This is a genomic window from Niallia sp. WK069_GA_01, from assembly GCF_983173855.1.
Genome location: NZ_OZ470138.1, coordinates 4,279,480 through 4,306,125 on the forward strand (window position 1 = coordinate 4,279,480; position 26,646 = coordinate 4,306,125).

19 protein-coding genes, 15 tRNA genes and 3 rRNA genes are annotated in these 26,646 nt (G+C 38.3%); 1 reads left to right on the forward strand and 36 read right to left on the reverse strand.

Annotated features, from left to right (window positions below; all coding sequences use genetic code 11):
- Position 1: 1 nt before the first annotated feature.
- The 34 genes from AC5LWL_RS19910 to AC5LWL_RS20075 all read right to left on the reverse strand — a co-directional run bounded on the left by AC5LWL_RS19910 (position 2) and on the right by AC5LWL_RS20075 (position 22,584).
- A complete protein-coding gene (locus AC5LWL_RS19910) occupies positions 2-2,626 on the reverse strand; it encodes a DNA methyltransferase (protein ID WP_493435940.1) in 2,625 nt (874 codons plus the stop codon).
- Positions 2,598-3,536, reverse strand: a complete 939-nt coding sequence (locus tag AC5LWL_RS19915; RefSeq protein WP_493435941.1) for a DNA cytosine methyltransferase — start codon at positions 3,534-3,536, stop codon at positions 2,598-2,600. Before AC5LWL_RS19915 ends, AC5LWL_RS19910 begins: the two co-directional genes overlap by 29 nt.
- Positions 3,533-4,477, reverse strand: coding sequence for a DNA cytosine methyltransferase (locus AC5LWL_RS19920; RefSeq protein WP_493435942.1), 945 nt, complete (start codon positions 4,475-4,477; stop codon positions 3,533-3,535). Before AC5LWL_RS19920 ends, AC5LWL_RS19915 begins: the two co-directional genes overlap by 4 nt.
- A gap of 478 nt (positions 4,478-4,955) precedes the next feature.
- The gene (locus tag AC5LWL_RS19925; RefSeq protein WP_493435943.1) at positions 4,956-5,081 is read right to left on the reverse strand and encodes a hypothetical protein; all 126 of its coding nucleotides are present in this window, start codon (positions 5,079-5,081) and stop codon (positions 4,956-4,958) included.
- A gap of 146 nt (positions 5,082-5,227) precedes the next feature.
- A complete protein-coding gene (locus AC5LWL_RS19930; protein ID WP_493435944.1) occupies positions 5,228-5,416 on the reverse strand; it encodes a hypothetical protein in 189 nt (62 codons plus the stop codon).
- Positions 5,417-5,496: 80 nt separating this feature from the next.
- Positions 5,497-6,045 (reverse strand): hypothetical protein, encoded by a 549-nt coding sequence (locus AC5LWL_RS19935; RefSeq protein WP_493435945.1) that lies wholly within the window; start codon positions 6,043-6,045, stop codon positions 5,497-5,499.
- A gap of 99 nt (positions 6,046-6,144) precedes the next feature.
- Entirely contained in the window at positions 6,145-6,345 is a 201-nt protein-coding gene (locus AC5LWL_RS19940; protein WP_493435946.1) for a hypothetical protein, read from the reverse strand.
- Between the two features lie 179 nt (positions 6,346-6,524).
- On the reverse strand, positions 6,525-6,971 hold the full coding sequence (locus tag AC5LWL_RS19945) for a hypothetical protein (protein WP_493435947.1): 447 nt from the start codon (positions 6,969-6,971) through the stop codon (positions 6,525-6,527).
- Between the two features lie 75 nt (positions 6,972-7,046).
- Positions 7,047-7,598, reverse strand: coding sequence for a PDDEXK family nuclease (locus AC5LWL_RS19950; RefSeq protein WP_493435948.1), 552 nt, complete (start codon positions 7,596-7,598; stop codon positions 7,047-7,049).
- Between the two features lie 51 nt (positions 7,599-7,649).
- Entirely contained in the window at positions 7,650-9,518 is a 1,869-nt protein-coding gene (locus AC5LWL_RS19955) for a DnaB-like helicase C-terminal domain-containing protein (RefSeq protein WP_493435949.1), read from the reverse strand.
- Between the two features lie 256 nt (positions 9,519-9,774).
- Positions 9,775-10,770 (reverse strand): hypothetical protein, encoded by a 996-nt coding sequence (locus AC5LWL_RS19960; protein ID WP_493435950.1) that lies wholly within the window; start codon positions 10,768-10,770, stop codon positions 9,775-9,777.
- A 213-nt stretch (positions 10,771-10,983) separates the two neighbouring features.
- Positions 10,984-11,937 (reverse strand): tyrosine-type recombinase/integrase, encoded by a 954-nt coding sequence (locus AC5LWL_RS19965; RefSeq protein WP_493435951.1) that lies wholly within the window; start codon positions 11,935-11,937, stop codon positions 10,984-10,986.
- Between the two features lie 161 nt (positions 11,938-12,098).
- Positions 12,099-12,180 (reverse strand) — tRNA-Leu (locus AC5LWL_RS19970).
- A 21-nt stretch (positions 12,181-12,201) separates the two neighbouring features.
- Positions 12,202-12,287, reverse strand: a tRNA-Leu gene (locus tag AC5LWL_RS19975).
- Between the two features lie 36 nt (positions 12,288-12,323).
- Positions 12,324-12,397, reverse strand: a tRNA-Cys gene (locus AC5LWL_RS19980).
- Positions 12,398-12,409: 12 nt separating this feature from the next.
- A tRNA-Gly gene (locus tag AC5LWL_RS19985) sits at positions 12,410-12,484 on the reverse strand.
- Between the two features lie 4 nt (positions 12,485-12,488).
- Positions 12,489-12,563, reverse strand: a tRNA-Gln gene (locus AC5LWL_RS19990).
- Positions 12,564-12,604: 41 nt separating this feature from the next.
- Positions 12,605-12,680 (reverse strand) — tRNA-His (locus AC5LWL_RS19995).
- Between the two features lie 10 nt (positions 12,681-12,690).
- Positions 12,691-12,764: transfer RNA gene (locus AC5LWL_RS20000), tRNA-Trp, on the reverse strand.
- A gap of 10 nt (positions 12,765-12,774) precedes the next feature.
- A tRNA-Tyr gene (locus AC5LWL_RS20005) sits at positions 12,775-12,858 on the reverse strand.
- A gap of 12 nt (positions 12,859-12,870) precedes the next feature.
- Positions 12,871-12,943, reverse strand: a tRNA-Phe gene (locus AC5LWL_RS20010).
- 158 nt (positions 12,944-13,101) lie between these two features.
- Positions 13,102-13,178 (reverse strand) — tRNA-Asp (locus AC5LWL_RS20015).
- A gap of 3 nt (positions 13,179-13,181) precedes the next feature.
- Positions 13,182-13,255, reverse strand: a tRNA-Met gene (locus AC5LWL_RS20020).
- A gap of 25 nt (positions 13,256-13,280) precedes the next feature.
- Positions 13,281-13,356 (reverse strand) — tRNA-Val (locus AC5LWL_RS20025).
- Positions 13,357-13,424: 68 nt separating this feature from the next.
- Positions 13,425-13,499, reverse strand: a tRNA-Glu gene (locus AC5LWL_RS20030).
- A gap of 25 nt (positions 13,500-13,524) precedes the next feature.
- Positions 13,525-13,616, reverse strand: a tRNA-Ser gene (locus AC5LWL_RS20035).
- A gap of 4 nt (positions 13,617-13,620) precedes the next feature.
- A tRNA-Asn gene (locus AC5LWL_RS20040) sits at positions 13,621-13,695 on the reverse strand.
- A gap of 10 nt (positions 13,696-13,705) precedes the next feature.
- A 5S ribosomal RNA gene (gene rrf, locus AC5LWL_RS20045) occupies positions 13,706-13,822 on the reverse strand.
- 274 nt (positions 13,823-14,096) lie between these two features.
- Positions 14,097-17,033 (reverse strand): 23S ribosomal RNA (locus AC5LWL_RS20050).
- Positions 17,034-17,509: 476 nt separating this feature from the next.
- Positions 17,510-19,060: ribosomal RNA gene (locus AC5LWL_RS20055) — 16S ribosomal RNA — on the reverse strand.
- Together the 16S, 23S and 5S rRNA genes with 15 tRNA genes alongside form the textbook arrangement of a ribosomal RNA operon.
- 287 nt (positions 19,061-19,347) lie before the next feature.
- Entirely contained in the window at positions 19,348-20,223 is an 876-nt protein-coding gene (locus tag AC5LWL_RS20060) for a nucleotidyltransferase-like protein (RefSeq protein ID WP_493436671.1), read from the reverse strand.
- Positions 20,224-20,660: 437 nt separating this feature from the next.
- Positions 20,661-21,098 carry a peroxide-responsive transcriptional repressor PerR gene (gene perR / locus AC5LWL_RS20065; RefSeq protein ID WP_493435952.1) on the reverse strand — a complete coding sequence of 146 codons (438 nt, stop codon included), beginning with the start codon at positions 21,096-21,098 and terminating at the stop codon, positions 20,661-20,663.
- A gap of 385 nt (positions 21,099-21,483) precedes the next feature.
- Positions 21,484-21,942, reverse strand: coding sequence for a thioredoxin-dependent thiol peroxidase (gene bcp, locus AC5LWL_RS20070; RefSeq protein WP_493435953.1), 459 nt, complete (start codon positions 21,940-21,942; stop codon positions 21,484-21,486).
- A gap of 234 nt (positions 21,943-22,176) precedes the next feature.
- Entirely contained in the window at positions 22,177-22,584 is a 408-nt protein-coding gene (locus AC5LWL_RS20075; protein ID WP_493435954.1) for an ion channel, read from the reverse strand.
- 433 nt (positions 22,585-23,017) lie between these two features.
- Here AC5LWL_RS20075 and AC5LWL_RS20080 point away from each other — a divergent pair, with 433 nt between their 5' ends.
- A complete protein-coding gene (locus AC5LWL_RS20080) occupies positions 23,018-24,319 on the forward strand; it encodes a glutamate-1-semialdehyde 2,1-aminomutase (RefSeq protein ID WP_493435955.1) in 1,302 nt (433 codons plus the stop codon).
- A 156-nt stretch (positions 24,320-24,475) separates the two neighbouring features.
- Here the strand turns inward: AC5LWL_RS20080 and AC5LWL_RS20085 are convergent, their stop codons facing one another.
- Complete coding sequence (locus AC5LWL_RS20085) at positions 24,476-25,546, reverse strand: sensor histidine kinase (RefSeq protein ID WP_493435956.1); 1,071 nt, start codon at positions 25,544-25,546, stop codon at positions 24,476-24,478.
- Entirely contained in the window at positions 25,543-26,223 is a 681-nt protein-coding gene (locus AC5LWL_RS20090) for a response regulator transcription factor (RefSeq protein ID WP_493435957.1), read from the reverse strand. Before AC5LWL_RS20090 ends, AC5LWL_RS20085 begins: the two co-directional genes overlap by 4 nt.
- Positions 26,224-26,646: the final 423 nt, after the last annotated feature.

Sequence of the window (26,646 nt, forward strand, 5' to 3'; positions counted from 1 at the left end):
TTCAATCGCCCCCTCTGTTATATAAATCAAATAGAAATTCAAGTCTTTCCTGATCTGAAAGGAATGGCTCTTCTCGGTAACAGCGTTCTATAGTAGCGTCCAAAATCATGTGGTTATAAAGTAAACCCTCACTCATATTATCTGAATCATACATTTGAGCAATCGACTTCTCCGATTGATTTTCCCTTTCAGCAATAATATCGTATACACAACGCTCAATAGACTCTTTTTGACCATTTGAAATGTCTGGAAATGGGAATGTATTATACCCAAGCTGTGAAGAATATCTTATTCGGGATTCGTGACGGCCACAAACAGTACGAATCCAAAGATTATGCATCCTTGATGAAATTACTCCAAAAACCCAGGGGTCACAATTATAAATAACAAACCCCAGATTTGTTATTATCGTATTTTTATTAACAAATCCTATAGGAATATACGTCCTCCGTTCTGATGACACAGCAGGAATTATCAAAGAGTATGATGTTGTAAAATTAGTCTCACGAAATCGATGAGGACGCTGAGCTAATTTTCTTGCCGCCTTATCAGTACTTTTTAATCTAACTTTCTCAACTAAAGCAATCCTTTCTTTTATTGGAGGAATTAATAAAGCCTCACCCAAGTCATCATCATCTAACCAAATACACCATCGTTCAATATCTTTTATAAATTCATCAGACCCCATTACTCGCTTTAGAAACTTCTTGGATGTTGGGTATTGATTAACTAATTCGACCATCTCATGTGGTTCTAATAATAAATGTCCCCCATCGTACGGCATATTTCCTTTTGGCATTGCTGGTAAATTACTAATTGGTTTTCTTTGTTTAGTTACAATAACTTTAGCAGTAGTTAGATACGGGTTAATCCAAGGAACCTCATATGCAGATGTCTGGGTGAAGATGAACTTTCTTGAAGGGTACTTATCAGGCCGTATTCCAATTATTACAACTGTAACAGCCGTATTATTCCTACCACTATTTTTCCATTTGAATTCCGTATGAGCAAAGGATATATGTACATTTTTTTCAAATATTTTGGGCCATAACAATCCCACTAGCTGACCTTGTGTGAGCGAATTTGTGGTAACAAAAGCAAATGCACTTTTTGAATTACCTACGAACTCAGAAGCAAGGTAAAACCAACATGCCGCATAGTCCATATCTTTAAAATTTTTATGGTTTCTAAAAACAAATGCAACATCTGCTTTTTGTTCTTTAGATTGTTTACGAGCCCCCTTGTAAGGAGGATTGCCTACAACAAAAATTTCGTTATCACCACTATTTGGGCATATGTCATTCCAAGAAATTCTTGTTGCATTTTCTTGAATAATGTTATTTCGATTCAAATCTTTGAGAAGATGGTCTGCAGATGTAAGTCTTCCATTTTGCATAATAGATATTTGACATTCAGTAAAAAAAAGACCAAGGCGTGTAACAATACAAGCAAACTCATTCATTTCAATCCCATAAAATTGAGAAATGTTTAAAGAAGGTTTAATCACTTCTTTGTGGTTTGGCAAGTTACGAATTGATTGGACTATTTTAGATTCCAGTTCCTTGAGTTCTTTATATATTACAATTAGAAAATTCCCAGTAAAACATGCGGGATCAAATATTTTAATCTTGGATATCCTGTTTAACAGATTAAGACACTCTTGATAGTCATTCTTTGAACTCTCGTATGCTTCGTACAATTCGTCTAAAAACAAAGGGCCAATCAATTTATATATATTCGGCACAGAAGTAAAGTTATAGTTGATATTGTTTTTGTCGGTAGAAACAATAGATTGGATTAATGAACCTAATATGTCAGGGTTAACATCAGACCAATCAAGCTCACTAATTTCTAAAATGAGCTTACGTGTTCGTTTATTGAAACGGGGTAACTCTATCGGTGTGTTAAATATATATATATCCAAAAATGGAAGCTCCATTAAGTACTCAGGTAAACCATTTCTATCTTTTATAAAAATGGCATTAAACATACTTTCAAGTAAATAACTTAAATTAGTACCTGACTCTTCAGAAAAATTATGAATATATTTATTAATCGCTCCCCTTGAGATTAAACCTACACTATCTGCAAAGAAACAAAATAACAAACGAGACATAAGGTTGCTAACATTTTTATCAACGTCATTTGTACCTTTGTTAGCGATTACAAGTTCGTTATAGAGTTCCGCGAACTTTTCAGCTGCTTTAATATTAACAGTTACATGGGAAGCGATTACTTTTTTTTCTCTCCCTATTAAAGGAAAGAAAAAATCGAAACTCTTATAAAGTTCATTTTTGGATGATGTAAGAATTTCTTCTGTTTTCATGTCATATGCCAAAATATTATCTTTATTAGCTAAAATGATAAATCTAGCCTTAATATTATTTAAATTATCTCTTTTTAATAAATTAAAAAGAGATAATAAATTAGACTTGGATGTAAACTGATAATATATTTTTTTAGGTACATGCACAGGGGAGTGCTCTGCCCCTTTAATGGTTAACCTTAATCGAGCTATTGTGGCTTTTGGTATGCCATAAGCTAATAAAAACCTGTAAATAAAATCAGGTCCATTATCAGCTCCTATTTCTTTAACATCAGATTGTAACTGCTCTAAGTTCATCATGGTTTATACCTCTATTCCCAATTTCGGCTTTGTATTCCAAAATCCGCTTCGCAACGAATTCAGCCATTTTAACTGGAACTGCATTCCCAATTGCTTGCTCCATCGCAGTTTTACTTCCAACAAGTTGGAACCATTCAGGAAATGTTTGAATATAACTCCGCTCTTTTGTAGTGAGTGCTTTTACATTCTCAAAAATCTCAGCTTTATCTGCGGGATGCTTTTTATATCCTTCTGGAATAGGTCTGTTTACTCCTCTTATCGTTGAACTCGGCTCATGAATGCTGAACACTGCCCTTCTATTATAACTTCTAGGGTGCATATAATAGAATTCAGTACCGAGCGAGTTTCCTAGGTAATCGTAGACAGTCATTTGTTTATTAGAAAGGTTGCCGTCAATTTTTCCGTTTAGAAATCCATCTTCAGAGTTCAAATGTCCAATCATAAAAAATCTTTTTCTAGCCTGTGGAACACCAAGATAACTAGCGTCTAATACGCGTTTTGTCAATCCGTAACCAGCTTCTTTTAATATTATTTCCGCCTCAGGTAAGACTGGGCTTTTTTCAATATTATATACATTTTCCATAACGAACCATTCAGGTTTCACATCAGCAATAATACTTGCAAATGTAATTGTTAAATTAGCTCTTTGTGACTTGTAATCTCGGTTTCCTGCTATTGAGAAATCTTGACATGGCGGGCCACCAATTATTATGTCAGACGGGAACTGCTTGATATGCTCAACTACCTTTTCATCGCCAAGATTCATTTTATAAATTTTGTGAGAAAAATTCTCTTTATATATATTAACGGCAGCCTCCCAATTATCGTATGCTGATAAAATTTCAAATCCAGCGTTTTGAAATCCTAAGGACATACCACCGCAACCAGAGAATAAGTCTATTGTTTTCATTTCTTTCCCTCCCCGGAACTTATACTATTAGCGTAATTTTGGATTGCATTACCCACAAATTCTGCAAGTCTAACAGGGACGGCATTTCCTATCATTTGATTCAAATTGGTTTTTACACCTTCAAAAATGAAACCCTTAGGGAAGGTTTGCATATAGCTTCTTTCAATAACAGTGAGTGCTCTAACCTCTGGTCCTATTTCGACTAAGTCACCTGGGTGCTTTTTATAGCCTTTTGGAATTGGCCTGTCCACACCACGAATAGTCACACAAGGTTCATAGATGCTAAATACTGCCCTTCTATTATAGCTTCTTGGGATTCTGAAATAATATTCCACCCCAAGAGAGTCTCCAAGGTAATCATGAATGGACATAGGATTTTCAGCAAGATTCTCTTCAAGAAATTCAGTAAGAAAACCGTCGGACGAATTGAGGTGTCCTACTAATATATATCTTTTTCTTTTTTGAGGAACTCCACAATAACTCGCATCTAGTACTTTTTCAGTGAGTCCATACCCAGCATCCTTAAATAACTTGATTGCATGCTTAAGAACATTACTTTTTTGTATTCGTGAAACATTCTCCATCACAAAATATTGTGGTTTTGACCTTGCAACTATTTCAGCATATGCTATGGTCAAATGAGCTCTACCTAAACTTTCATCCCTGTGACCAGCGCTCGAGAAATCTTGACACGGAGGACCTCCAATAATTACATCTGGTTTAAGCTGCTCGATCTCTCTTTTGACTTCTTCGTCACCTATGTCTGCCTGATGTATGGGGTGTTTAAAGTTCTTCTTATAAACATTTACGGCTGGTTCCCAGTTATCATAGGCTGAAATTATTTTAAATCCAGCATTTTGAAAACCTAATGACATACCACCACAACCACTAAACAAATCTACTGTATTAAAAGTTGTTTCACCTAATTTTAATTTTTCCATATTTTAACTCCAATTACTAGTATAATTTTTAGAATATGCAGTGTTATATATGATCCCGTATTGTAAAATTATCTTCCTAAAGTAATTTTAAGTTACTATTGATATTGATGCATTGGTAACTTATTGTCATAAAGGAATTTCCATCCCTGAATTATTTGCTTAAACTCTCTAGAAATATAGAAAACCCAACTAAGGGACACTTTTATTTGTTGTCCTTTAATCAGGTACATTATTTTTAAGTATTCCATTCTAGTTTCTTTACAAGTTTGTTAATACGGAATGATAGCTTTATTTTATTAATCAACATAACATTATCGCACACTTTAATCATAACATATATGGCTGTTATATTCTCGGTCAATTTATCTTCAACAAATAAAAAAGAGCAGCTATACTATATAGCTACTAAAAGATTGAAGGGTTGTTAAACAATTAAAAATAGCAAAAATCTATTGATTGTAAACGAAAGAATCTTGGCTTAAGTCTTTCCGCCTAACTTCTCAAGCCTTTTGAACAAACCACTTTTCCTTTTATTGATATCGTTTAATTTGGATTTTCGATATTCCAGATAATCGGCAGAACGAAAAATTTGATAGGACAACATTTGTTAACCTCCTTTTTCATTAGGTTTACAAAAAAAACTTTTCAGAATTTCTGCTTGGTCGGAAATAGTTCCCTTGCCGCCGTTTGTCCCAAAATCACAGATTAAAATTGCGACCTAGGGGGATTAAAAATAATCCTAAACCCGAATTACTCCGAATCCTCTGTGTTATTTTTTTCTTGTTCCATTCTAATAACTATATCCTTAGCGTAATTCAACCCACTTGCAAAACCGTTTTTATATAAAGTCATGGGGACTGAATCTGATATTTTTTCATCCAAAGATTGAAGTTTTTCATCCAGTTGTGACAATAATATTTTTACTTCTTCATGAGTCATTACTCTTTTTCACCTTTTCTATAGATAATATATCAACTATGGGAGAAACCTTTAGGTGGCTTCTCCAAGTCAGGAACATTTTATTTCAACGTAGCAAGCCATTCCCCTACATCCGTTTGCACTGCATTCATTAATTCTTTATCACTCAATTTCCCATACCTTTTATAAAGCTTTTCCCGATCATCTGGATACACTGATTTTGTAAAAGAAAGGACCCGATTATCATGCTTGATTTTAGCTTGCCTTTCACGTTTTAATTTCTCTTCATTTATTATCTTTTGGTTAAGACTATAAATGATTCCGCGAATATAATCCGATGGTTCAAGTCCTAATTTATTTGCTTCTCTTAATAACGTTTTCCTTACACCCTTTTCAAGCCAAACTGTTCCTTGATGATTATATCGTTCTGTCTTTGAGAGTGTTACTTCTTTAAGGCTATTTCGCTCATCAATCGCTCTTCTTATAGTTTCACCATAAGAATCTGCTTTACCGTGTAAGTTCCAATGTCGGATTAAACTCCTTAACGCCAGAACATCTTGATAACTTAGATTGAGTCCGATTAGGTTCTCTTCTGGAGGTCTTACAAATCCTTGAACTTTTTCAAGTACATTCATATTATTGATTTTCACGTTTCCACCTTGCCCTTTTCATTTCTTTAAAATTATATTTTGTTTTCAATGCTGTAATTTTCTTCGATGGCTCACCTATAATTTTATAAATATACTCACTCATGGGCTTTTCTCTTCCAATAACTTTTTACTCGCTGTGTCATCTTTGGCATCTAACTGCTCCAAACCCACTTTAAGAAAAAAGTTATCCCGATATTGTCGAGCTTTCTTCTTATTTTCAGGTTTCTGTCGATATTGACGATAATATGCTTTCCGTCCTTCATCAATAAGTGCTTGAACCTCGATATCTTTTTTCAACATTTCACCACATTTCTTGTCATTTTCCATTTATTTTATTTTGCATAATTTGTGTGGTTTTTATGCATACTATGTAATTTTATATACAATATTAAAAACCCCTAGTAAATAGTATCTAGGGGTTCTAAAGGCTGTCATAAACGTCCTAACTGCAAAAAAAGGTGGAAGGTTTACCCGTACGGTTATTCAAAACATTTATTACAAACGTTTAAGTTACAACCAAAATTTCCTTCATTAGTTGGAATGAAAGCCATTTCACCATCTTCACCTAAAACTGGAACACCGATAAGACTACTAAACATATCATTACGATCAACTAAAAATACTGTTCCACAATTACAACATTTACAACTTTTTATAGACGATTGATTCATCTCTCTTTCAATAATAACAAAAACTACATTGCCTTCAAGTGTGTAATTTGATTGAATATCCTTTTCACCGTAATTTATAATTTCTTCATAGATTATTATTTCTACCTCGTATTGATTGCCAAAATCGCCGTATAAATGTCTTACTATTAAATCATTGATTTCCTCCTGCCCTAATATTTCAATAGTTGCTGGGGATAACTTTAATTGCCCCATTTCGAGCAAAGGCTTACGATCATCTTCTTTAAATTCAAACATGTACATTACTCCTTTTCATGGCTTCTGTTATATTTTTTTTACTTTGAAGGGAAATTTAAAAAGATTCCCCTTGTTTCAAAAACGTGCCTGCCGTGCTTTATTTAATGCTCTTTCTACTTTTCTAGAGTCATCCATTACCCAATTTGTTCTCATTAAAGTTGTTCCTAATTCAGGCTGATCATCCCATACTCCGTAAAAAAATTTACCTTTAGTTTCTGGCAGAAATTTGTATGCTTTTATACCTTTAATGTTGTTTAATATCGCCCCATATTGTCTAAGGTTTGATTTATTTTTTACCAAAGAGTCAAGCAATCCAAAATCACAAGTTGCTTCTGGGATATCTCCTACTAACAATCTGAAATCTATATTATTTTTTAATTGTTGTTCGGCAAATGCTTCATATTTCCTTAAATCTTCGGCACTTGGTGTTTTACTGCTTATTTCTATCCATGCTTTTCTTTCAGGAAGATAAAAATCAGGCAAATATTTACGATTAGGTTCTACTCTTTTAGGTTTAATATATTCCCATACAAAACCCATTGCATCGAAAAAAACCGCCCATCTTGCTTCAAGCCTTGACCGAAAATTATTACATTTGTATTCTGTTTCATTTACTTCTAAATTCATTTCTTTTTCACCTTTCTTCATTTATTATCGCTTATCAGTTTGTATGCAACCTTATATCGTTTTCACATTATCAACCTTAAAAAGGTTATAAAAATTAGGCTCGAAAAAGTCATATTTAGCATGATAAAAAAAGCCACAACTAAAAGAAGGTGTCCCATTTCGGTTTTTTAAACATACGAGTTCGATTTCTCTTGGGTCTGTATTTTTTGCCGTCTTGATTTTTTCACGTTTTTCTATCACATTTTTATCTTTATAGAAAAATGGATCATTAATGGCTTCTAACTGTAGGCCCCAAACAACATCCGCAGTATATTCAATTCCGCCTGATTCCTTAAAACTTTCAAAATCGATAGGAGAAAGATAGTTTCCACGGTTCAAACTTGATATAACAAAAACAGGTAAGGAAAAATCACGACTCATTCGCTTTAATTCTGTAACATTTGCATCAATTCGCTGTTTATCGCTCATCCTATCGTTAATACTCGGCATAATCTGTAAGTAATCCACAACAACAATTGGATTTACTTTATTTACTTTTCGATATGCAATCACATATTCACGAATCGTTTTAACATCTGTGTTAAAATTGCCTTCAATGATATTGACATTTTCAGCCGTCTTTCTGTATTTATCTATCGCTTCTTTAACGATAATTGATGTTTCTCCACTTCGGATAAAAACCGATGGAACAGCATCATCTATATTTATTTTTGCTGTCATCCTTGCTATGCTTTTGCTAACCATTTCAAGTCGGCTTTGTTCCAAGCTGAAATAAATAACATGGCTCCCCTCTTCGGCTAATTGGTCACATAATTGGTGTGTAAAGGTTGTTTTCCCAACTGAGGAAATTCCGCCTATGACATAAAGCCCTGGGTACAAGCCTTTCATTTGTAAATCAAGATTTTCAAATCCAGTTCGCTTGTCCCTATGGCATAAAAATTCTTTAATATCTGAATGAAAATTACCGTCTAAATAGACGCTCACGACATCAGGCTGCCTTGCTTTGTCAAGTTGCGCTTCTATATTTAGAATGCTGTTAGAATCATTCTGTACGTTCTGAAGGCTGCTCACATACCATTCATTGATATCTTTAAATTGCTTTGGTATTTCAATTGCCCTATAAGGAAATTTATCTTTGCATTCTTGACCCGCCACATCATTATCAAAGGCAGTTAAGAAAACAGCATTACAATTGGTTCTTTTTATATCTTCTTTCAGTTTTTCTGTGTGTTGAACTCCCCCTATTGCAATCGCACTATATCCCATTGCTTCCAATGATAAAGCATCAAAAATGCCTTCTGTTAAGAAAACGATTGATTTTTCAGCGTCGTACAAATAATCGATATTAAATATTTGTGCCGTTCCTGAAGCATTTTTGTATTTTGGTTCTTTATCATCTAAAAAGCGTGCAGTATAATAAACTGCTTTCCCTTTTTCCCATATCGGCAAAATCATGCATTCTCGATTATCTATTTGCCCAATACTTAATTTGTATTTTTCAATCAGTTCATGTGGAATCCCACGATTGATAAAACGCTGTTTGTCTTTTTCTGTTGTTTTTTGATACAATGAACCAATCCATTCCGTGTAATCCATATCGTCATTATCCTCTTTCACAGCAGGAGTATGTGAAGGGGTTTTTTCATTCTCAACACCTAATAATTTCTGATATTCCTTAAAAGCATCATCTTGTGATAATCCTTCAACTTCCATTAAATACTCAAAAACAGAACCTCCTTTACAACAACCGCTGAAACTATGGTAACTATTCGTGTCAGCATAAACAGTGAAATGGTCAAAGCGTCCGCATACTGGACATGGATTGACACGGTATTGGTTCTTTCCGACCTTTTTTAAATGATGTTTTTTTGCAATTAAAGAAATCAAATCGACTTGTTTTTGTAATTCTGGCTTTGTCATTTTTTCGCCTCCTTTCAAAATGAAGCATAACCAAAAGAAAACCAGCGTTATTCAAAACGCTGGTTTTCGTATACAGTACTTATAATACTTATAAGTACTTATCATCTTTTTTATGAAATCCTTTAACCCTTAGGAGAGTATGTATGACGGCACTTTTCTTAATGGTTCAGTGTACCCATTTTTACACCTTAGTGTTACCACTTTCACACCCTAGTGTACCCACTTTTACACCCTTGTGTTGCCACTTTTGGACCCTCTATTTGATAATCTGAATGCTGATTTTCTCATTATGTTTCCCTGTATTTTCTTTATATCCTTTAATCATTTTCTTCTCAACGAAATCATCAAGAATCCTTTTAGCTGCTTTTCTAATCGTATTTCGTTTTTTTCGTAAAGACGATTCAGTTCCTTCTTTAATACCTAATTTTTCATAAATGGTATCATATCGAATGATATTGCTCATTCCTTTTGCTTTAATCCGATATAATAGGTATTCTTGTAAAGCACGTGTTTCTTTTGTTCTGTTAATTGGTACCTTCAGTTCTTTTATAAGTAAATTTGCAATTTGCTTTTTGTTGTGGGCATAATCATACAAAACTGGTTGTTCCATAACATATATCATTTCTTTTTTTTCACCTTTATGTAGGACATCCATTCTTTTGGTGTAAATAAGGTTTCCATGATAAATGGCTTTGTCTAAACCATAGGCTTTCATTTCAGCCGTGGCATCAATTCTTATTCGTGCTGATGATAGGATTTCAATGCTTTTTTCTATACTGTCTTTTTGTTTTTCTGTCATACTAGCCCTAGAATCCCCAACCATTACTCTATGGATCATCAAAGGAGTAATATACTTATTCCCATCGACATATAAGGACACTACAGCATTATGAACAATTCTGTCATCCCAGGATAAATTTCGGCTAATTGTAACCCCAGGGAGATTTGTGAAATCCAAATCTACTTCTGCAAATAGGTTTTTGTTTTTTCTAGAATTTTGAACCTTCACTTTTTCTGTCGATAACATTCCTTCAAATGCGGCATGACTTATTTTATCTATAGTCATAAGATACTGTTCAGGAAATGTTGTTTCGGATACCACTAAAAGATTAAATAAATTGTTTTTGACAACAAGTTCTACGACTCCATTTAATTCCCTCTCCTCCATTTCTTCTAGGCTCAATCCAGTAAGAGCGTGCCATAGCAGCTTTTGTTTTTCTTCCAGTGATAATTGCTCGATCATTTTATTCAATTAATAAAGCCTCCAATATTTTTATTTATTAATAGCATTGACATATTCCGAGCAAAACAAAAAGGGTAAGCCTATAAAAAATATGTTTAGAAGTCTTAATATCAATCGATAAAATCCACACCATAAAGGTTCAAAAAGAAAAGCAGCTACTGAAAGTGGCTGCTTGAAATATATTATTAAAATAAAAAATGGAATAATTGCGATTGCTTACTATTATGATTTTTTTCCCCTTTTCATTCTTGGGTTCTCAGTAAAATTCGATACAATACTATGTTTGTTAAATCCATCTTTTAAATCTTTTGAATACAAATTTACATAGTTTAATGTAACATCAAGTGTCGAATGACCTAATAAGCGTTGCAGCTTGAACGCATCCCCACCACTAGTAATATAGTATTTTGCAAAGGTATGCCTAAAAGCATGAATAGAAGTCTTTTCTACTCCTCTATTTTTGTTATATCGTGCAATTGTATGCTGAACAGAATTTCTTGTCATCTGTTCTCCTAATTCATTAATTAACAAGAAATCTTCCTTTTCAAATTGATACATTCTAAAATATTCTTTTAATGTTTTAACTAAATGTTCGCTAATCGGATTAAACTGTGCTTTTCTATTTTTGGTTGTCGTTAAAACGACCATTCCATTTTCCAAATCAATATCAGCTACTTTTATGTTAAGAATAGTATTGAGCCTGTTTCCTGTCTCAAGTAGGTAATTAATTAGCACCCAATTTCTATGCTCGACAAATCCACATTCCTTTAAATTCGGCTTTTTAATAAGTTTCTTAATTTCAACTTCTGTGTAAGGCTCTTTTTGTTCCTTATCAGCTTTTATTAAATTAATGTCAAATTTGTTTAAATGCTCCTCACGCATTGCATAATATAACAATGCCCTAGTGGCTCTGAGATAGGTATTAATCGTTGTTGCCTTAAGGCCTTTTTCCTTCAAGAACAAAATAAATTCATCTATATCATCCTTTTCAATGGATTTAACAAGATGAATACCTTCGTCATCTAGGAATCGCATGAAGTGAATTACATTTTGGTCATAGAATCTAATGGTCATTTCTGATAAGTTTTTAATTTTGTTATCCATCTGAAAATCTTTAAAAAGTTCTTCTACCGTTTTCTCCAACTTAACTTTTTTCTTTCGATTAATTACAGCCACAAAAAATCTCTCCTTTAAGAAAATTGGTCTTAAAGGTACTTAATAATCGAAAATTGTTGTCCACACGATTTGGAAATCACTTTAGCAAAATAAAGCACAAAAAAAGTCAATGCCTCGATTGCTCAAAGCATTGACTTATAAAGGTTTATACCTTTTACGGATACCGGTGGTCGGGGTCGAACCGACACTCCTTGCGGAACACGATTTTGAGTCGTGCGCGTCTGCCAATTCCGCCACACCGGCGTGCTTATAAATTTTGTAAAATGCCGAGGACCGGAATCGAACCGGTACGGTAGTCACCTACCGCAGGATTTTAAGTCCTGTGCGTCTGCCAGTTCCGCCACCCCGGCGTAATATTATGTAAAATTAATTTTATAAGCATCATATGGAGGCGGCAACCGGATTCGAACCGGTGGTAAAGGTTTTGCAGACCTCTGCCTTACCACTTGGCTATGCCGCCATAAATATTAGTTGGAGCGGAAGACGGGATTCGAACCCGCGACCCCCACCTTGGCAAGGTGATGTTCTACCACTGAACTACTTCCGCAAAATGGCTGGGCTAGCTGGATTCGAACCAACGCGTGACGGAGTCAAAGTCCGTTGCCTTACCGCTTGGCTATAGCCCACTAATAATATATTCAAATGTTGAAATAATGTGAAAAATAAATGGGGCGAATAATGGGAATCGAACCCACGAGTGTCGGAGCCACAATCCGATGCGTTAACCACTTCGCCATATCCGCCATAATTTTTTGGCAGGGGTAGTAGGAATCGAACCCACACTGGAGGTTTTGGAGACCTCTGTTCTACCTTTAAACTATACCCCTGTATTAAGAATGGTGGAGGGGGACGGATTCGAACCGCCGAACCCAAAGGAGCGGATTTACAGTCCGCCGCGTTTAGCCACTTCGCTACCCCTCCAGCTTTAAAAGGTGGCTCAGGACGGAATCGAACCGCCGACACAAGGATTTTCAGTCCTTTGCTCTACCGACTGAGCTACTGAGCCTTAATATACAAATTTCGCTAAGCATTAATAAATTTCTTCGTCAGCTCTTTCACTCACATACTCGCGTATTTATATACGCTTCGATGTTCACTCAATCGCTTCCTTAAACTTTTTGCTTTTCAAAACCCTACTAATTCAAGTTTTTATTTAATCAATAATGGCGGTCCGGACGGGACTCGAACCCGCGACCTCCTGCGTGACAGGCAGGCATTCTAACCAACTGAACTACCGGACCAGATTGCGGGGACAGGATTTGAACCTGCGACCTTCGGGTTATGAGCCCGACGAGCTACCAGACTGCTCCACCCCGCGACGATAAGATATTAATAAATATTTATGGTGGAGGATGACGGGATCGAACCGCCGACCCTCTGCTTGTAAGGCAGATGCTCTCCCAGCTGAGCTAATCCTCCGAAGTACAGTATGTACGATTGCATGTGTTGCGACAGGATGTCGCGCATTTAACATGCCTTCCTTTTAATGGTGACCCATACGGGATTCGAACCCGTGTTACCGCCGTGAAAGGGCGGTGTCTTAACCGCTTGACCAATGGGCCATACAAATTATGGTGAGTGCATAAATGGCGGAGAGCAAGGGATTTGAACCCTTGAGACAGGGGTACCCGCCTACACGATTTCCAATCGTGCTCCTTCGGCCACTCGGACAGCTCTCCAATATGGCTCCGCAGGTAGGACTCGAACCTACGACCGTTCGGTTAACAGCCGAATGCTCTACCACTGAGCTACTGCGGAATAATTATATGCCTGGCGACGTCCTACTCTCACAGGAGGAGAACCTCCAACTACCATCGGCGCTGAGAAGCTTAACTTCCGTGTTCGGTACGGGAACGGGTGTGACATTCTCGCTATCGCCACCAGACTTTTTTCGAAGACATATTTTATTATATCGTCTTCTCAAAATTTTTCAAGGATTTTTTTAAAATTATTCCCTGAAAACTAGATTATGTGTAAGAAGAAAGAACCGAATTAATCATTTTTTGTCTAGCTACAACGCCTATCGTCTATCAAACTTCCGATCTTCTCCCTACGATAAGTCAACATCAGTTCACTTTCGTTCACTGTGTTTCCTTTATCTCAGTCGACGCTCTTCCAGCTTGTACGCCGATAAACAGGCGTTTTTCGCTTTTCATTTTTTAGTTAAGTCCTCGATCTATTAGTATTTGTCAGCTCCACATGTCGCCATGCTTCCACCTCAAACCTATCAACCTGATCATCTTTCAGGGATCTTACTAGCTTACGCTATGGGAAATCTCATCTCGAGGGGGGCTTCATGCTTAGATGCTTTCAGCACTTATCCCTTCCGCACATAGCTACCCAGCTATGCCTTTGGCAAGACAACTGGTACACCAGCGGTGCGTCCATCCCGGTCCTCTCGTACTAAGGACAGCTCCTCTCAAATTTCCTACGCCCACGACGGATAGGGACCGAACTGTCTCACGACGTTCTGAACCCAGCTCGCGTACCGCTTTAATGGGCGAACAGCCCAACCCTTGGGACCGACTACAGCCCCAGGATGCGATGAGCCGACATCGAGGTGCCAAACCTCCCCGTCGATGTGGACTCTTGGGGGAGATAAGCCTGTTATCCCCGGGGTAGCTTTTATCCGTTGAGCGATGGCCCTTCCATGCGGAACCACCGGATCACTAAGCCCGACTTTCGTCCCTGCTCGACTTGTAGGTCTCGCAGTCAAGCTCCCTTGTGCCTTTACACTCTACGAATGATTTCCAACCATTCTGAGGGAACCTTTGGGCGCCTCCGTTACTTTTTAGGAGGCGACCGCCCCAGTCAAACTGCCCACCTGACACTGTCTCCCACCCCGATAAGGGGTGCGGGTTAGAATGTCAATACAGCCAGGGTAGTATCCCACCAATGCCTCCACCGAAGCTAGCGCTCCGGCTTCCAAGGCTCCTACCTATCCTGTACAAGCTGTACCAAAATTCAATATCAGGCTACAGTAAAGCTCCACGGGGTCTTTCCGTCCTGTCGCGGGTAACCTGCATCTTCACAGGTACTATAATTTCACCGAGTCTCTCGTTGAGACAGTGCCCAGATCGTTACACCTTTCGTGCGGGTCGGAACTTACCCGACAAGGAATTTCGCTACCTTAGGACCGTTATAGTTACGGCCGCCGTTTACTGGGGCTTCAATTCAGAGCTTCGCATTGCTGCTAACCCCTCCTCTTAACCTTCCAGCACCGGGCAGGTGTCAGCCCCTATACTTCGCCTTACGGCTTCGCAGAGACCTGTGTTTTTGCTAAACAGTCGCCTGGGCCTATTCACTGCGGCTCTCTCGGGCTTTAACACCCAAAAGAGCACCCCTTCTCCCGAAGTTACGGGGTCATTTTGCCGAGTTCCTTAACGAGAGTTCTCTCGCTCACCTTAGGATTCTCTCCTCGCCTACCTGTGTCGGTTTGCGGTACGGGCACCTTGAACCTCGCTAGAGGCTTTTCTTGGCAGTGTGGAATCAGGAACTTCGGTACTATATTTCCCTCGCCGTCACAGCTCAGCCTTTATGGTAACGGGATTTTCCTCATTACCAGCCTAACTGCTTGGACGTGCTAATCCAACAGCACGCTTACCCTATCCTCCTGCGTCCCCCCATTACTCAAACGGTTCATAAGGTGGTACAGGAATATCAACCTGTTGTCCATCGCCTACGCTCTTCAGCCTCGGCTTAGGTCCCGACTAACCCTGAGTGGACGAGCCTTCCTCAGGAAACCTTAGGCATTCGGTGGATGAGATTCTCACTCATCTTTCGCTACTCATACCGGCATTCTCACTTCTAAGCGCTCCACCAGTCCTTACGGTCTAGCTTCAACGCCCTTAGAACGCTCTCCTACCACTGACATCTAATGATGTCAATCCACAGCTTCGGTGATACGTTTAGCCCCGGTACATTTTCGGCGCAGAGTCACTCGACCAGTGAGCTATTACGCACTCTTTAAATGGTGGCTGCTTCTAAGCCAACATCCTGGTTGTCTAAGCAACTCCACATCCTTTTCCACTTAACGTATACTTTGGGACCTTAGCTGGTGGTCTGGGCTGTTTCCCTCTTGACTACGGATCTTATCACTCGCAGTCTGACTCCCAAGGATAAGTATTTGGCATTCGGAGTTTGTCTGAATTCGGTAACCCGATGGGGGCCCCTAGTCCAAACAGTGCTCTACCTCCAATACTCTTACCTTGAGGCTAGCCCTAAAGCTATTTCGGAGAGAACCAGCTATCTCCAAGTTCGATTGGAATTTCTCCGCTACCCACACCTCATCCCCGCACTTTTCAACGTGCGTGGGTTCGGGCCTCCATCCAGTGTTACCTGGACTTCACCCTGGACATAGGTAGATCACCTGGTTTCGGGTCTACGACCACATACTTATTCGCCCTATTCAGACTCGCTTTCGCTGCGGCTCCGTCTTCTCAACTTAACCTCGCATGTAATCGTAACTCGCCGGTTCATTCTACAAAAGGCACGCTATCACCCATTAATGGGCTCTAACTACTTGTAGGCACACGGTTTCAGGATCTATTTCACTCCCCTTCCGGGGTGCTTTTCACCTTTCCCTCACGGTACTGGTTCACTATCGGTCACTAGGGAGTATTTAGCCTTGGGAGATGGTCCTCCCTGCTTCCGACGGGATTTCTCGTGTCCCGCCGTACTCAGGATCCACTCAGGAGGGAACGAAGTTTCAACTACAGGGTTTTTACCTTCTATGACTGGCCTTTCCAGACCTATTCATTTACCCCGTTCCTTTGTAACTCCATGTTGAGTGTCCTACAACCCCAAGAGGCAAGCCTCTTGGTTTGGGCTAATCCCGTTTCGCTCGCCGCTACTCAGGGAATCGCGTTTGCTTTCTCTTCCTCCGGGTACTTAGATGTTTCAGTTCCCCGGGTCTGCCTTCAGTACCCTATGTATTCAGGTAAAGATTCTATCCCATTACGGATAGAGGGTTTCCCCATTCGGAAATCTCCGGATCAAAGCTTACTTACAGCTCCCCGAAGCATATCGGTGTTAGTCCCGTCCTTCATCGGCTCCTAGTGCCAAGGCATTCACCGTGCGCCCTTTCTAACTTAACTTACTTCGAACAACGATAAGCTTCGTATCTCTGCGTCAGCTCTCTTACTCTGCTCCTCACGTACTGTTGTACGCTCCGGTGCTCGTTCGGTCGCTTCCTTGATCTACTCGCTTTTCCTTGTTCTCATGGTTTCTGCTATTTGGTAGATGGTATTTGACTACTATCTACTATTAATAGAGAATCTAAGATGGCGATTACTCGGTTTCTTTCTTGGTTCTTACTATACATAATCTAGTTTTCAAGGAACAATTACGGCTGAAAATAAACTTCACATCTCTTCGTCAGCTCTCTCACTCTGCTCCTCACGTACCTTTGTACGCTCCGGTGCTCGTTCGGTCGCTTCCTTGACCTGTTCGTTTCTTTCCACCCTATAACGGCTGAAAATAACTTCAACCTACTTTGAGGAATTGCTCCCTCAAAACTGAACAACAAACTCGTCAACAATCTGTGATGGAATGTAAATTCCATTTTCCTTAGAAAGGAGGTGATCCAGCCGCACCTTCCGATACGGCTACCTTGTTACGACTTCACCCCAATCATCTATCCCACCTTAGGCGGCTGGCTCACATAAAGTGTTACCCCACCGACTTCGGGTGTTACAAACTCTCGTGGTGTGACGGGCGGTGTGTACAAGGCCCGGGAACGTATTCACCGCGGCATGCTGATCCGCGATTACTAGCGATTCCAGCTTCATGTAGGCGAGTTGCAGCCTACAATCCGAACTGAGAATGGTTTTATGGGATTGGCTTGACCTCGCGGTTTTGCTGCCCTTTGTACCATCCATTGTAGCACGTGTGTAGCCCAGGTCATAAGGGGCATGATGATTTGACGTCATCCCCACCTTCCTCCGGTTTGTCACCGGCAGTCACCTTAGAGTGCCCAACTAAATGCTGGCAACTAAGATCAAGGGTTGCGCTCGTTGCGGGACTTAACCCAACATCTCACGACACGAGCTGACGACAACCATGCACCACCTGTCACTCTGTCCCCCGAAGGGGAACGTCCTATCTCTAGGAGTGTCAGAGGATGTCAAGACCTGGTAAGGTTCTTCGCGTTGCTTCGAATTAAACCACATGCTCCACCGCTTGTGCGGGCCCCCGTCAATTCCTTTGAGTTTCAGCCTTGCGGCCGTACTCCCCAGGCGGAGTGCTTAATGCGTTTGCTGCAGCACTAAAGGGCGGAAACCCTCTAACACTTAGCACTCATCGTTTACGGCGTGGACTACCAGGGTATCTAATCCTGTTTGCTCCCCACGCTTTCGCGCCTCAGCGTCAGTTACAGACCAAAGAGTCGCCTTCGCCACTGGTGTTCCTCCACATCTCTACGCATTTCACCGCTACACGTGGAATTCCACTCTTCTCTTCTGCACTCAAGTCCCCCAGTTTCCAATGACCCTCCACGGTTGAGCCGTGGGCTTTCACATCAGACTTAAAGGACCGCCTGCGCGCGCTTTACGCCCAATAATTCCGGACAACGCTTGCCACCTACGTATTACCGCGGCTGCTGGCACGTAGTTAGCCGTGGCTTTCTGGTTAGGTACCGTCAAGGTACGAGCAGTTACTCTCCTACTTGTTCTTCCCTAACAACAGAGTTTTACGATCCGAAAACCTTCATCACTCACGCGGCGTTGCTCCGTCAGACTTTCGTCCATTGCGGAAGATTCCCTACTGCTGCCTCCCGTAGGAGTCTGGGCCGTGTCTCAGTCCCAGTGTGGCCGATCACCCTCTCAGGTCGGCTACGCATCGTTGCCTTGGTGAGCCGTTACCTCACCAACTAGCTAATGCGCCGCGGGCCCATCTGTAAGTGACAGCGTAAACCGTCTTTCAGCTTTCCTACATGAGTAGAAAAGGATTATCCGGTATTAGCTCCGGTTTCCCGAAGTTATCCCAGTCTTACAGGCAGGTTGCCCACGTGTTACTCACCCGTCCGCCGCTAACTTAAAAAGCAAGCTTTTTAAGTCCGCTCGACTTGCATGTATTAGGCACGCCGCCAGCGTTCGTCCTGAGCCAGGATCAAACTCTCCATATAAGAGTAAGATTAGCTCCGAAGCTAAACTCTAGCTTTTTTGTTACTTGTTGTGTTTATAACTTAGTTATAAACGTTTATTGTTGACGTTTTGTTTGTTCAGTTTTCAAAGAGCAATTTGTTTCGTTCGCTTCAGAAGCGACTTTATTAGAATAACATTTTGTTAATATTATTGTCAACATGTTTTTCTAAAAAATATTTCCGTCGTTGTTTCAACATTTCGTGTTGTTTCAGCGACGGATATAAATATAACAAGTTTTTTAAAGATGGTCAATACTTTTTCTAAAAAATTATATATTTTTTTCTGGAACCTTATAATAACGATGAAAAACTCCTGGACTTTTCGTTTCCACATTGATTACCTCTACCTTATTTTTTTCAATAAGATACTCAAATAACATTCCTAAATCAACTGAATAGATAGAAAGCTCCTCGTTTTGCATTAACTCATTAAAAGACCAGTAATCCTTTTGCAGCAGAATATCTATAATTTGCTGAATACTTTTCTGCGTTCTGGAATGAATTAAAAATTCACTTGCCAAGAATAACAGTTCGAGTCTTTTTTCAATCGTCTCTTCGCTATTAACTAATTCAACATAGAGTTTATAAATCTCCGGTTCTATCTGCTTTACTTGACTCCACACCGTAACTTCAGGGTGAAAACCTTTTTCTATAACAGCAAGTCTGGCTAAATGATGCAATGAATGCACAATATCATTATATGCATCCAAATAATGTTTATTTTCAAAAAATGCTTTCCCATCCATATATCTTTTTATTAACTTCGCAAACTCTAAAGCCATCTTCTGTTTTCTCTGTGCTACTGGAAATTCTTTAAGTTCCCTTTTTAATTTATCGACAAATTCATTGCGATCAAAAAGAACACGGCCATTATATAACCATTCAAAAATTCTTTTATTATTGCCAAGTAGAATCCACTCTTTCAATTGACTTTCTGTGACAATATGTAAAGCTGCTTTTTTTCCGGAATACGTATAATGTTTAACAAAAACAGATTGTTCCGCTTCTTGTACGATAATAAGCATTACACTGTCAAAAGTGTCGGTTACCGTCATTTCTTTTTGCTTTTTTTCGATCATTAAAACACCCAAGGTATTCGTTTGGCTGGCTCGCTCTTGATATATAGGACGAAGGATGTCTTCCATCATTTATTCCTCCCTCTTAGAGGTTGTTCAAAAAGTCCGGTAAAAATGACGCGTCGAATTTCCTCGTTGGCTTCACTTTTCCGCTTCTCACGTATTAACTAGAGGATCTTCCACTAAAAACGCTCACGTCCTGTGAGCAACGTGGAAGTCATCACATCCTGTGAAAGGGCGATGCTCAAAGTAAAACCGCCTCGAACTTCTTGGTCCTTTTTATTCTCCTTTTTGAACACGCACTCTTAGTAATTATAGTAATAAATTCATTTCGTAACAATTCGACATATATGGGCAAAATCCTGCATAGCTGTCATTAACTTTCTTGTTACTGCAAAAAAATGAAAACAAAAAAAAAGGCTGCCCTGAGAATAAGTTTTTTCTCTTCACATGCAACTAATTGCAGTAAAGCAAAATAACTTATCGGGTAGTCTCTTTTCCATCAATTAGTGTACATCTTTTTTTCCACAATCAGGACAAACACCATAAATCTCTAAACGGTGGTTGCTAATCTTAAATCCTGATACATGGCTGGCAAACTGTTCAACTTCATCAAGTCCTGGATAATGAAAATCTACTATTTTACCGCATTCTTCACAAATAATATGATAATGCTGGGAAGTAATGAAATCAAATCGACTGGAAGAATCACCATATGTCAATTCTTTTACTAAATTCACTTCACGAAAAACTCTTAAATTATTATAAACAGTTGCTACACTCATATTCGGAAATTTGCCTTCCAAGGCTTTATAAATCTCATCTGCAGTCGGATGTGACATTGAGCTTATTAAATATTCAAGTATCGCATGACGCTGCGGGGTAATGCGCACTCCTGTTTCTTTTAATTTATCAAGAGCTTCTTTTAACTCATTATGTTCCACAGATATGCACCCCTTTTCTAAAAAAAATTCTTATTTTATAATCTTTATAAATAGTGTACTAACATTTCGTTACTTTTGTCAATATAATTGCGATTTTATCCACTTTATCGACACTTTTTATTCAAAATTTTCCTTATATTTAAAACGGGCATTATCATTCAAGATTAATTCTATTTTAATAATAAGTTTTTCCTATTTCTAAAACCTCTCTTAGAAAAATACTTATCAACAAGCCTCCTATACCTCTCTGCTTACAAAAAGGCAGACCGATAAAGTTTCGATCTGCAACTATATACATATGAGGAGGTATGCCCTAATATAATGTATTCACAACTTGTTTATCGGAATGGACAAATGCCTTTTTATCGTCAAATTAGGCAGCCCTTTAATGAATTGTCTTTAATACTTCTTCCACATGTCCTGCTACTTTTACTTTTCGCCACTCTTTTACCAATTTTCCGCCTTTATCAATGAGAAAAGTTGATCTCTCAATTCCCATATATTCTTTGCCGAAGTTTTTCTTTAATTTCCATACATCATACAACTCTGCTGCCTTATGGTCTTCATCTGCCAAAAGTAAAAAAGGCAAACCATGCTTTTGAATAAATTTTTCATGTTTTCCAACAGGATCTGGACTAATTCCAATTATAACAGCATCCAGATTTTCAAATTCGCTATGATTATCGCGGAAGTCACATGCTTCCGTTGTGCATCCAGGTGTCATATCTTTTGGATAGAAATAAAGAACTACATACTTCCCTTGAAAATCAGATAATTTAATATGGTCTCCTGTATTACTAGGTAATTCGAAATTCGGTGCAGTTTCCCCTATATTTAATGCCACTTCTAATTCAACCCTTTCTTTTTTTGCTTCTTTGTACTACAAGACTAACGAATCAACAAGAGATTTTCAACAACCATGATTTTAAGAAAAGCGCAAGCGCCTTGAACAACTCTGAAGAAAAATGTTCACATGACTCAAAAAGTGCTTTTTACTTTTAGAGGCATGGGGCAATACTCACTAGAGCTAGACATTACACTTGGTTCAAAAGGTTATACTTTCTCACCTTTTAACAGCTTAATTCTCCATATCCAACACGGCACGTGCCACAAATGCTGCCGGAATGGTGTAGCCAATTAATGCCTCAACCACTACAATAATTCTCCCTAAGCCAACCGGGACTAAATCGCCAAACCCAACGGAAAAAAGGGTAACACCGCTAAAGTACACTCCTGTCAGCAGCGTATCAAAAAAATTAAGAGGTGAGGTAATTGCTTGCCCATCATGGAAAACCCGGAGACCATTTAGCTGAAACAATGTATAAATTAACCCAAAACCTATCATAATCGTTATATATACAAAAAACAGATAAATAAAATTTTCAAATGAAACCCATTTTTCCTTTAAACGATAGGGAACAAATAACGTTCGCAAGCTCATCATAATAAAAAATATAATCAAAGCTAACAAAAAATAAAAAAACACGCATCTTCCCCCCTATTTAGAAAAGCACAAGCGCCTTGTTTAGCTCCGAAGAAAAATGTTCACATGACTCAAAAAGTGTTCTTTACTTTTAGAGGCAGGAGACAATACTCACAGAGTCTAGGCGCTGGCCGGCTAAATATGCCACATCCTGTGGCGACACCGGCACTTGTACATCCTGTACATCGGATCTAGACAAACTTCACATTTTAAAAATTTCTTTCTTATCTTTTTTAAAAAAAAATCATGAATGTACTAATATGTATGCTTGTCTCCTGCAATTATGATTGTTATTCTATCTCATTCACACACTCTGTAAGTTTCTAAAAAATACAGACATTTATTATAGAAAATGTTTTTTCGTTTACGTTCTATTAAAAAGTGCTAAAATTATAGAAGATGTCTTTTGAATATGCGAGTTTTTAGGAGGAATAAAATGCAACATATTAATTCAGAAAGAATACATGAAGAAGCATTAGATATTATTGTAGGCGGGGTCAATAGTCCTTCTCGCTCTTATAAAGCTGTCGGCGGCGGTGCACCTGTTATTATGGAAAGAGGTCAAGGGGCATACTTCTTTGATGTGGATGGAAATCAATATATTGATTATCTTGCAGCATTTGGTCCGATTATTACCGGGCATGCCCATCCACATATTACAAAAGCTATTACAAGAGCGGCAGAAACTGGATTGTTGCTTGGAACATCCACGCCTCATGAAGTGAAATTTGCGAAAATGCTTCAAGAAGCTATTCCATCTTTAGAAAAGATACGTTTTATGAATTCAGGAACGGAAGCTGTTATGACAACAATCCGTGTTGCAAGAGCATATACAGGCAGAAATAAAGTCATTAAATTTGCTGGCTGCTATCATGGTCATTCCGATTCGATGCTAGTTGCTGCCGGGTCCGGGCCTTCTACACTTGGAACACCCGACTCAGCTGGGGTTCCAAGTGTTATTGCTGAGGATGTTATTACCGTACCATTTAATAATATAGAAGCATATAAAGAGGCATTAAAAAAATGGGGCGATCAAGTTGCCGCTGTATTAGTGGAGCCGATCGTAGGGAATTTTGGAATTGTAGAGCCTGTTGAAGGATTTTTACAAAGCGTCAATGAACTTACCCATAAAGCAGGAGCTCTTGTAATTTATGATGAAGTAATTACAGCTTTTCGTTTTACATATGGCGGCGCTCAAGATTTACTTGGAGTGAAACCAGACTTAACTGCGCTTGGAAAAATTATTGGCGGCGGTCTTCCTATAGGTGCTTATGGCGGCAAAAAAGAAATTATGGATAAAGTAGCTCCAGTTGGTCCTGCTTACCAGGCAGGTACTCATGCCGGAAATCCTGCGTCTATCCTTTGTGGAATTGCTTGTTTAGAAGTGTTAAAACAAGAAGGCGTATATACTCATCTTGATCAATTAGGTTCATTATTAGAAGCAGGAATATTAGAAGCTGCCGAAAAATATAATATTCCAATTACATTGAATCGCTTAAAAGGAGCACTAACTGTTTACTTTACAAAAGAAAAAGTAATCAACTATAAACAAGCTGAAAATACGGATGGAGAAATGTTCGGAAGATTTTTCAAGAAGCTGATAAAACAAGGAGTTATGCTTGCACCTTCTAAATACGAAGCTTGGTTTATTACAATTGCTCATACAGAAGAAGATATTGAAGCAACCATTCATGCTGTTGAACAGGCATTCTCAGAATTGGCTGAAGAGCAAAACTAACTATTTGAATAAAAGAAGCTAACTCCAGTCACTCTAGAGTTAGCTTCTTTCTATTACCTATTATTTTTTCTAAACTGCCTCTTCCATCTTAAAGAGGTTCCTTTTCGAACACGCACTTAAATGAATTATTATTGTGAACTTCTATCTCTCCCCTGTTTAACTTATTTGTTTTTCCGGCAATAAAATAGCCATGGAAGTGCCTTCATTCGGATTGCTTGCTAATTTAATATCGCCATGATGAATATCAATAATTTTTTTCACAATCGAAAGTCCTAACCCATTGCCAGTATTCATACGGCTTCTGGATGAATCTGCTTTATAAAACCGTTCAAATATATGGATTTGAACATCTTCTGGTATTCCAATGCCTGTATCTTTAACAATAACGGAAATGTCACCCGCTAGACTTTTTTCTAATACAATAGTGATTTTTCCACCCTTTGGAGTAAATTTAATACTATTATGAATAATATTAACCCAAACTTGATCCAGCAGTTCTTCATCTGCCTGTACCATCGTCTGTTCCAAAGAAATCTCCATCTCCAAATTTTTATCTGTCCATAATGGTTCACAGGTTAGAACAACCCTCCGCAATTGCTGATCCAATCGATATTCATGCACTTCAAAAGGATGATTTTCCGATTCTAAAGATGTTAGTTTTAATAAATTTTCACTTAGCTTGGATAGCCTCATACTTTCGGTTTCGATAATTTGCAAATAGTGAATTCTATCCCCATTAGAAATCTCCTTATTTTGTAAAGCACTTGCAAAACCTCTAATAGATGTTAAAGGTGTTTGAAATTCATGGGAAACGTTTGAAATAAATTCTTGTCTAAGCTGTTCCATCTCCCCAAGTTTTTCTGCCGTATGCTCAATGCTAGTCACCACTTTATAAAGGATATGGTTTTTCGCATGTGCCAACTCTCTATGTGTAGAAAGATCAATATTAAATTTCCCCTGTGCCATAGTCTCCATTGCTTCAATAAGAGGGAAAAAAAATTTGTCTCTACCTCCATTTCTTTTTCCAATATATGCGACAATAGCCATCATACATCCAAAGAGAAAAAAGCCTAAAAATGAGTTTATAATTTGTTTAGAATAAACACTTAATGATTCCTCTAGGTTCCCATAAAACCAAGCTGTTAAATGAAAAGCTGCTGTCCAGCATAAAAATAATAAGGCTCCTACCAGAACAACCCCTGCTATATGTTTCAGTATATCCCTCATGCTATCCCCTCTAATCGATAGCCCAACCCTCGGATTGTCGTAATCTTAAATGGATATTCATCTTCTGGAAAACGCTCGCGCAGTCTTTTAATATGCACATCAACGGTACGCTCGTCGCCTTCATAGTCATATCCCCAAATATCTTCAATCAACTGTTCTCTCGTAAATGTTTTTCCTGGATGGGCAATAAACTTAAATAATAATTCAAACAGCTTAAGAGGGAGTGTAATTTCCTTCTTGCCATCAAATATTTGGAAAGTAGAACGATCTAACACTAAATTCTTCATCTTAACTTTATTCGATACAAGTATTTGATAACGCTTGAGCAGTGCTTTTACTCTAGCAATCAGTTCGGCAGGTTCAAAGGGTTTAACCAAATAATCATCCGATCCCAGTTGAAATCCTTTTACCTTTTGAGCTGTTTCTCCTTTAGCGGTCAACATTAAAATGGGAAGAGCAGGAGAATAATAGGTTCTTACTTCACGACAAAGCTCCCAGCCATTCATATTAGGCATCATAATGTCCATCACAATCAAATCTACTTTCTCCCTCTTTAAGAATTCCAAGGCGGAAAGACCATCAGAAGCTTCCACTATCGATAATCCTTCTTTAGAAAGAAGCATGTTTATCAATTCACGAATATATGGATCATCATCAACAATCAAGACTTTTGCCATAAATGGAACATCCTTTCAAATTTAATAACGACGGTTAAAAAACTGCTTCCTCATCTAATTAACTTTTATTGCACAAAAGATTAAAATTAAGTTTAATAAAAACGAATAATAAATTTAATACTTACAATTATATACAAACACCCTTTTATAACAAGAAAAGACTGCGACTTATAACACAACAAACATACGAAATGAACCATTTCAATAAATTTTTATAGAAGTTGTTCAAAGAAGTCTGGTAAAAAGGACACGCACTTATCATAAAACCTATTTATGAACTGAATATGAACTTTTTTAAAAGAGAGAGAAATTCTTTAATTGCCTATTGAAGTTAGCAACTAATCACTGTATAGTACATTATTGATTGTTTAGTTTTGACATTTTTCGTTTAAAGTAAGGGTATATGAAAATATTATTAAAACT

Excerpts from the sequence above, each read along its gene's own strand:
- AC5LWL_RS19950 (WP_493435948.1), bottom strand. The coding sequence starts at position 7,598 with ATGAATTTAGAAGTAAATGAAACAGAATACAAATGTAATAATTTTCGG.
- AC5LWL_RS19915 (WP_493435941.1), bottom strand. The coding sequence starts at position 3,536 with ATGAAAACAATAGACTTATTCTCTGGTTGCGGTGGTATGTCCTTAGGA.
- AC5LWL_RS20085 (WP_493435956.1), bottom strand. The coding sequence starts at position 25,546 with ATGAGGGATATACTGAAACATATAGCAGGGGTTGTTCTGGTAGGAGCC.
- AC5LWL_RS20080 (WP_493435955.1), top strand. The coding sequence starts at position 23,018 with ATGCAACATATTAATTCAGAAAGAATACATGAAGAAGCATTAGATATT.
- AC5LWL_RS20090 (WP_493435957.1), bottom strand. The coding sequence starts at position 26,223 with ATGGCAAAAGTCTTGATTGTTGATGATGATCCATATATTCGTGAATTG.
- AC5LWL_RS19940 (WP_493435946.1), bottom strand. The coding sequence starts at position 6,345 with ATGTTGAAAAAAGATATCGAGGTTCAAGCACTTATTGATGAAGGACGG.
- AC5LWL_RS19910 (WP_493435940.1), bottom strand. The coding sequence starts at position 2,626 with ATGATGAACTTAGAGCAGTTACAATCTGATGTTAAAGAAATAGGAGCT.
- AC5LWL_RS19925 (WP_493435943.1), bottom strand. The coding sequence starts at position 5,081 with ATGTTGTCCTATCAAATTTTTCGTTCTGCCGATTATCTGGAATATCGA.
- AC5LWL_RS20060 (WP_493436671.1), bottom strand. The coding sequence starts at position 20,223 with ATGGAAGACATCCTTCGTCCTATATATCAAGAGCGAGCCAGCCAAACG.
- AC5LWL_RS19945 (WP_493435947.1), bottom strand. The coding sequence starts at position 6,971 with ATGTTTGAATTTAAAGAAGATGATCGTAAGCCTTTGCTCGAAATGGGG.
- AC5LWL_RS19955 (WP_493435949.1), bottom strand. The coding sequence starts at position 9,518 with ATGACAAAGCCAGAATTACAAAAACAAGTCGATTTGATTTCTTTAATT.
- AC5LWL_RS19930 (WP_493435944.1), bottom strand. The coding sequence starts at position 5,416 with ATGACTCATGAAGAAGTAAAAATATTATTGTCACAACTGGATGAAAAA.
- AC5LWL_RS19920 (WP_493435942.1), bottom strand. The coding sequence starts at position 4,477 with ATGGAAAAATTAAAATTAGGTGAAACAACTTTTAATACAGTAGATTTG.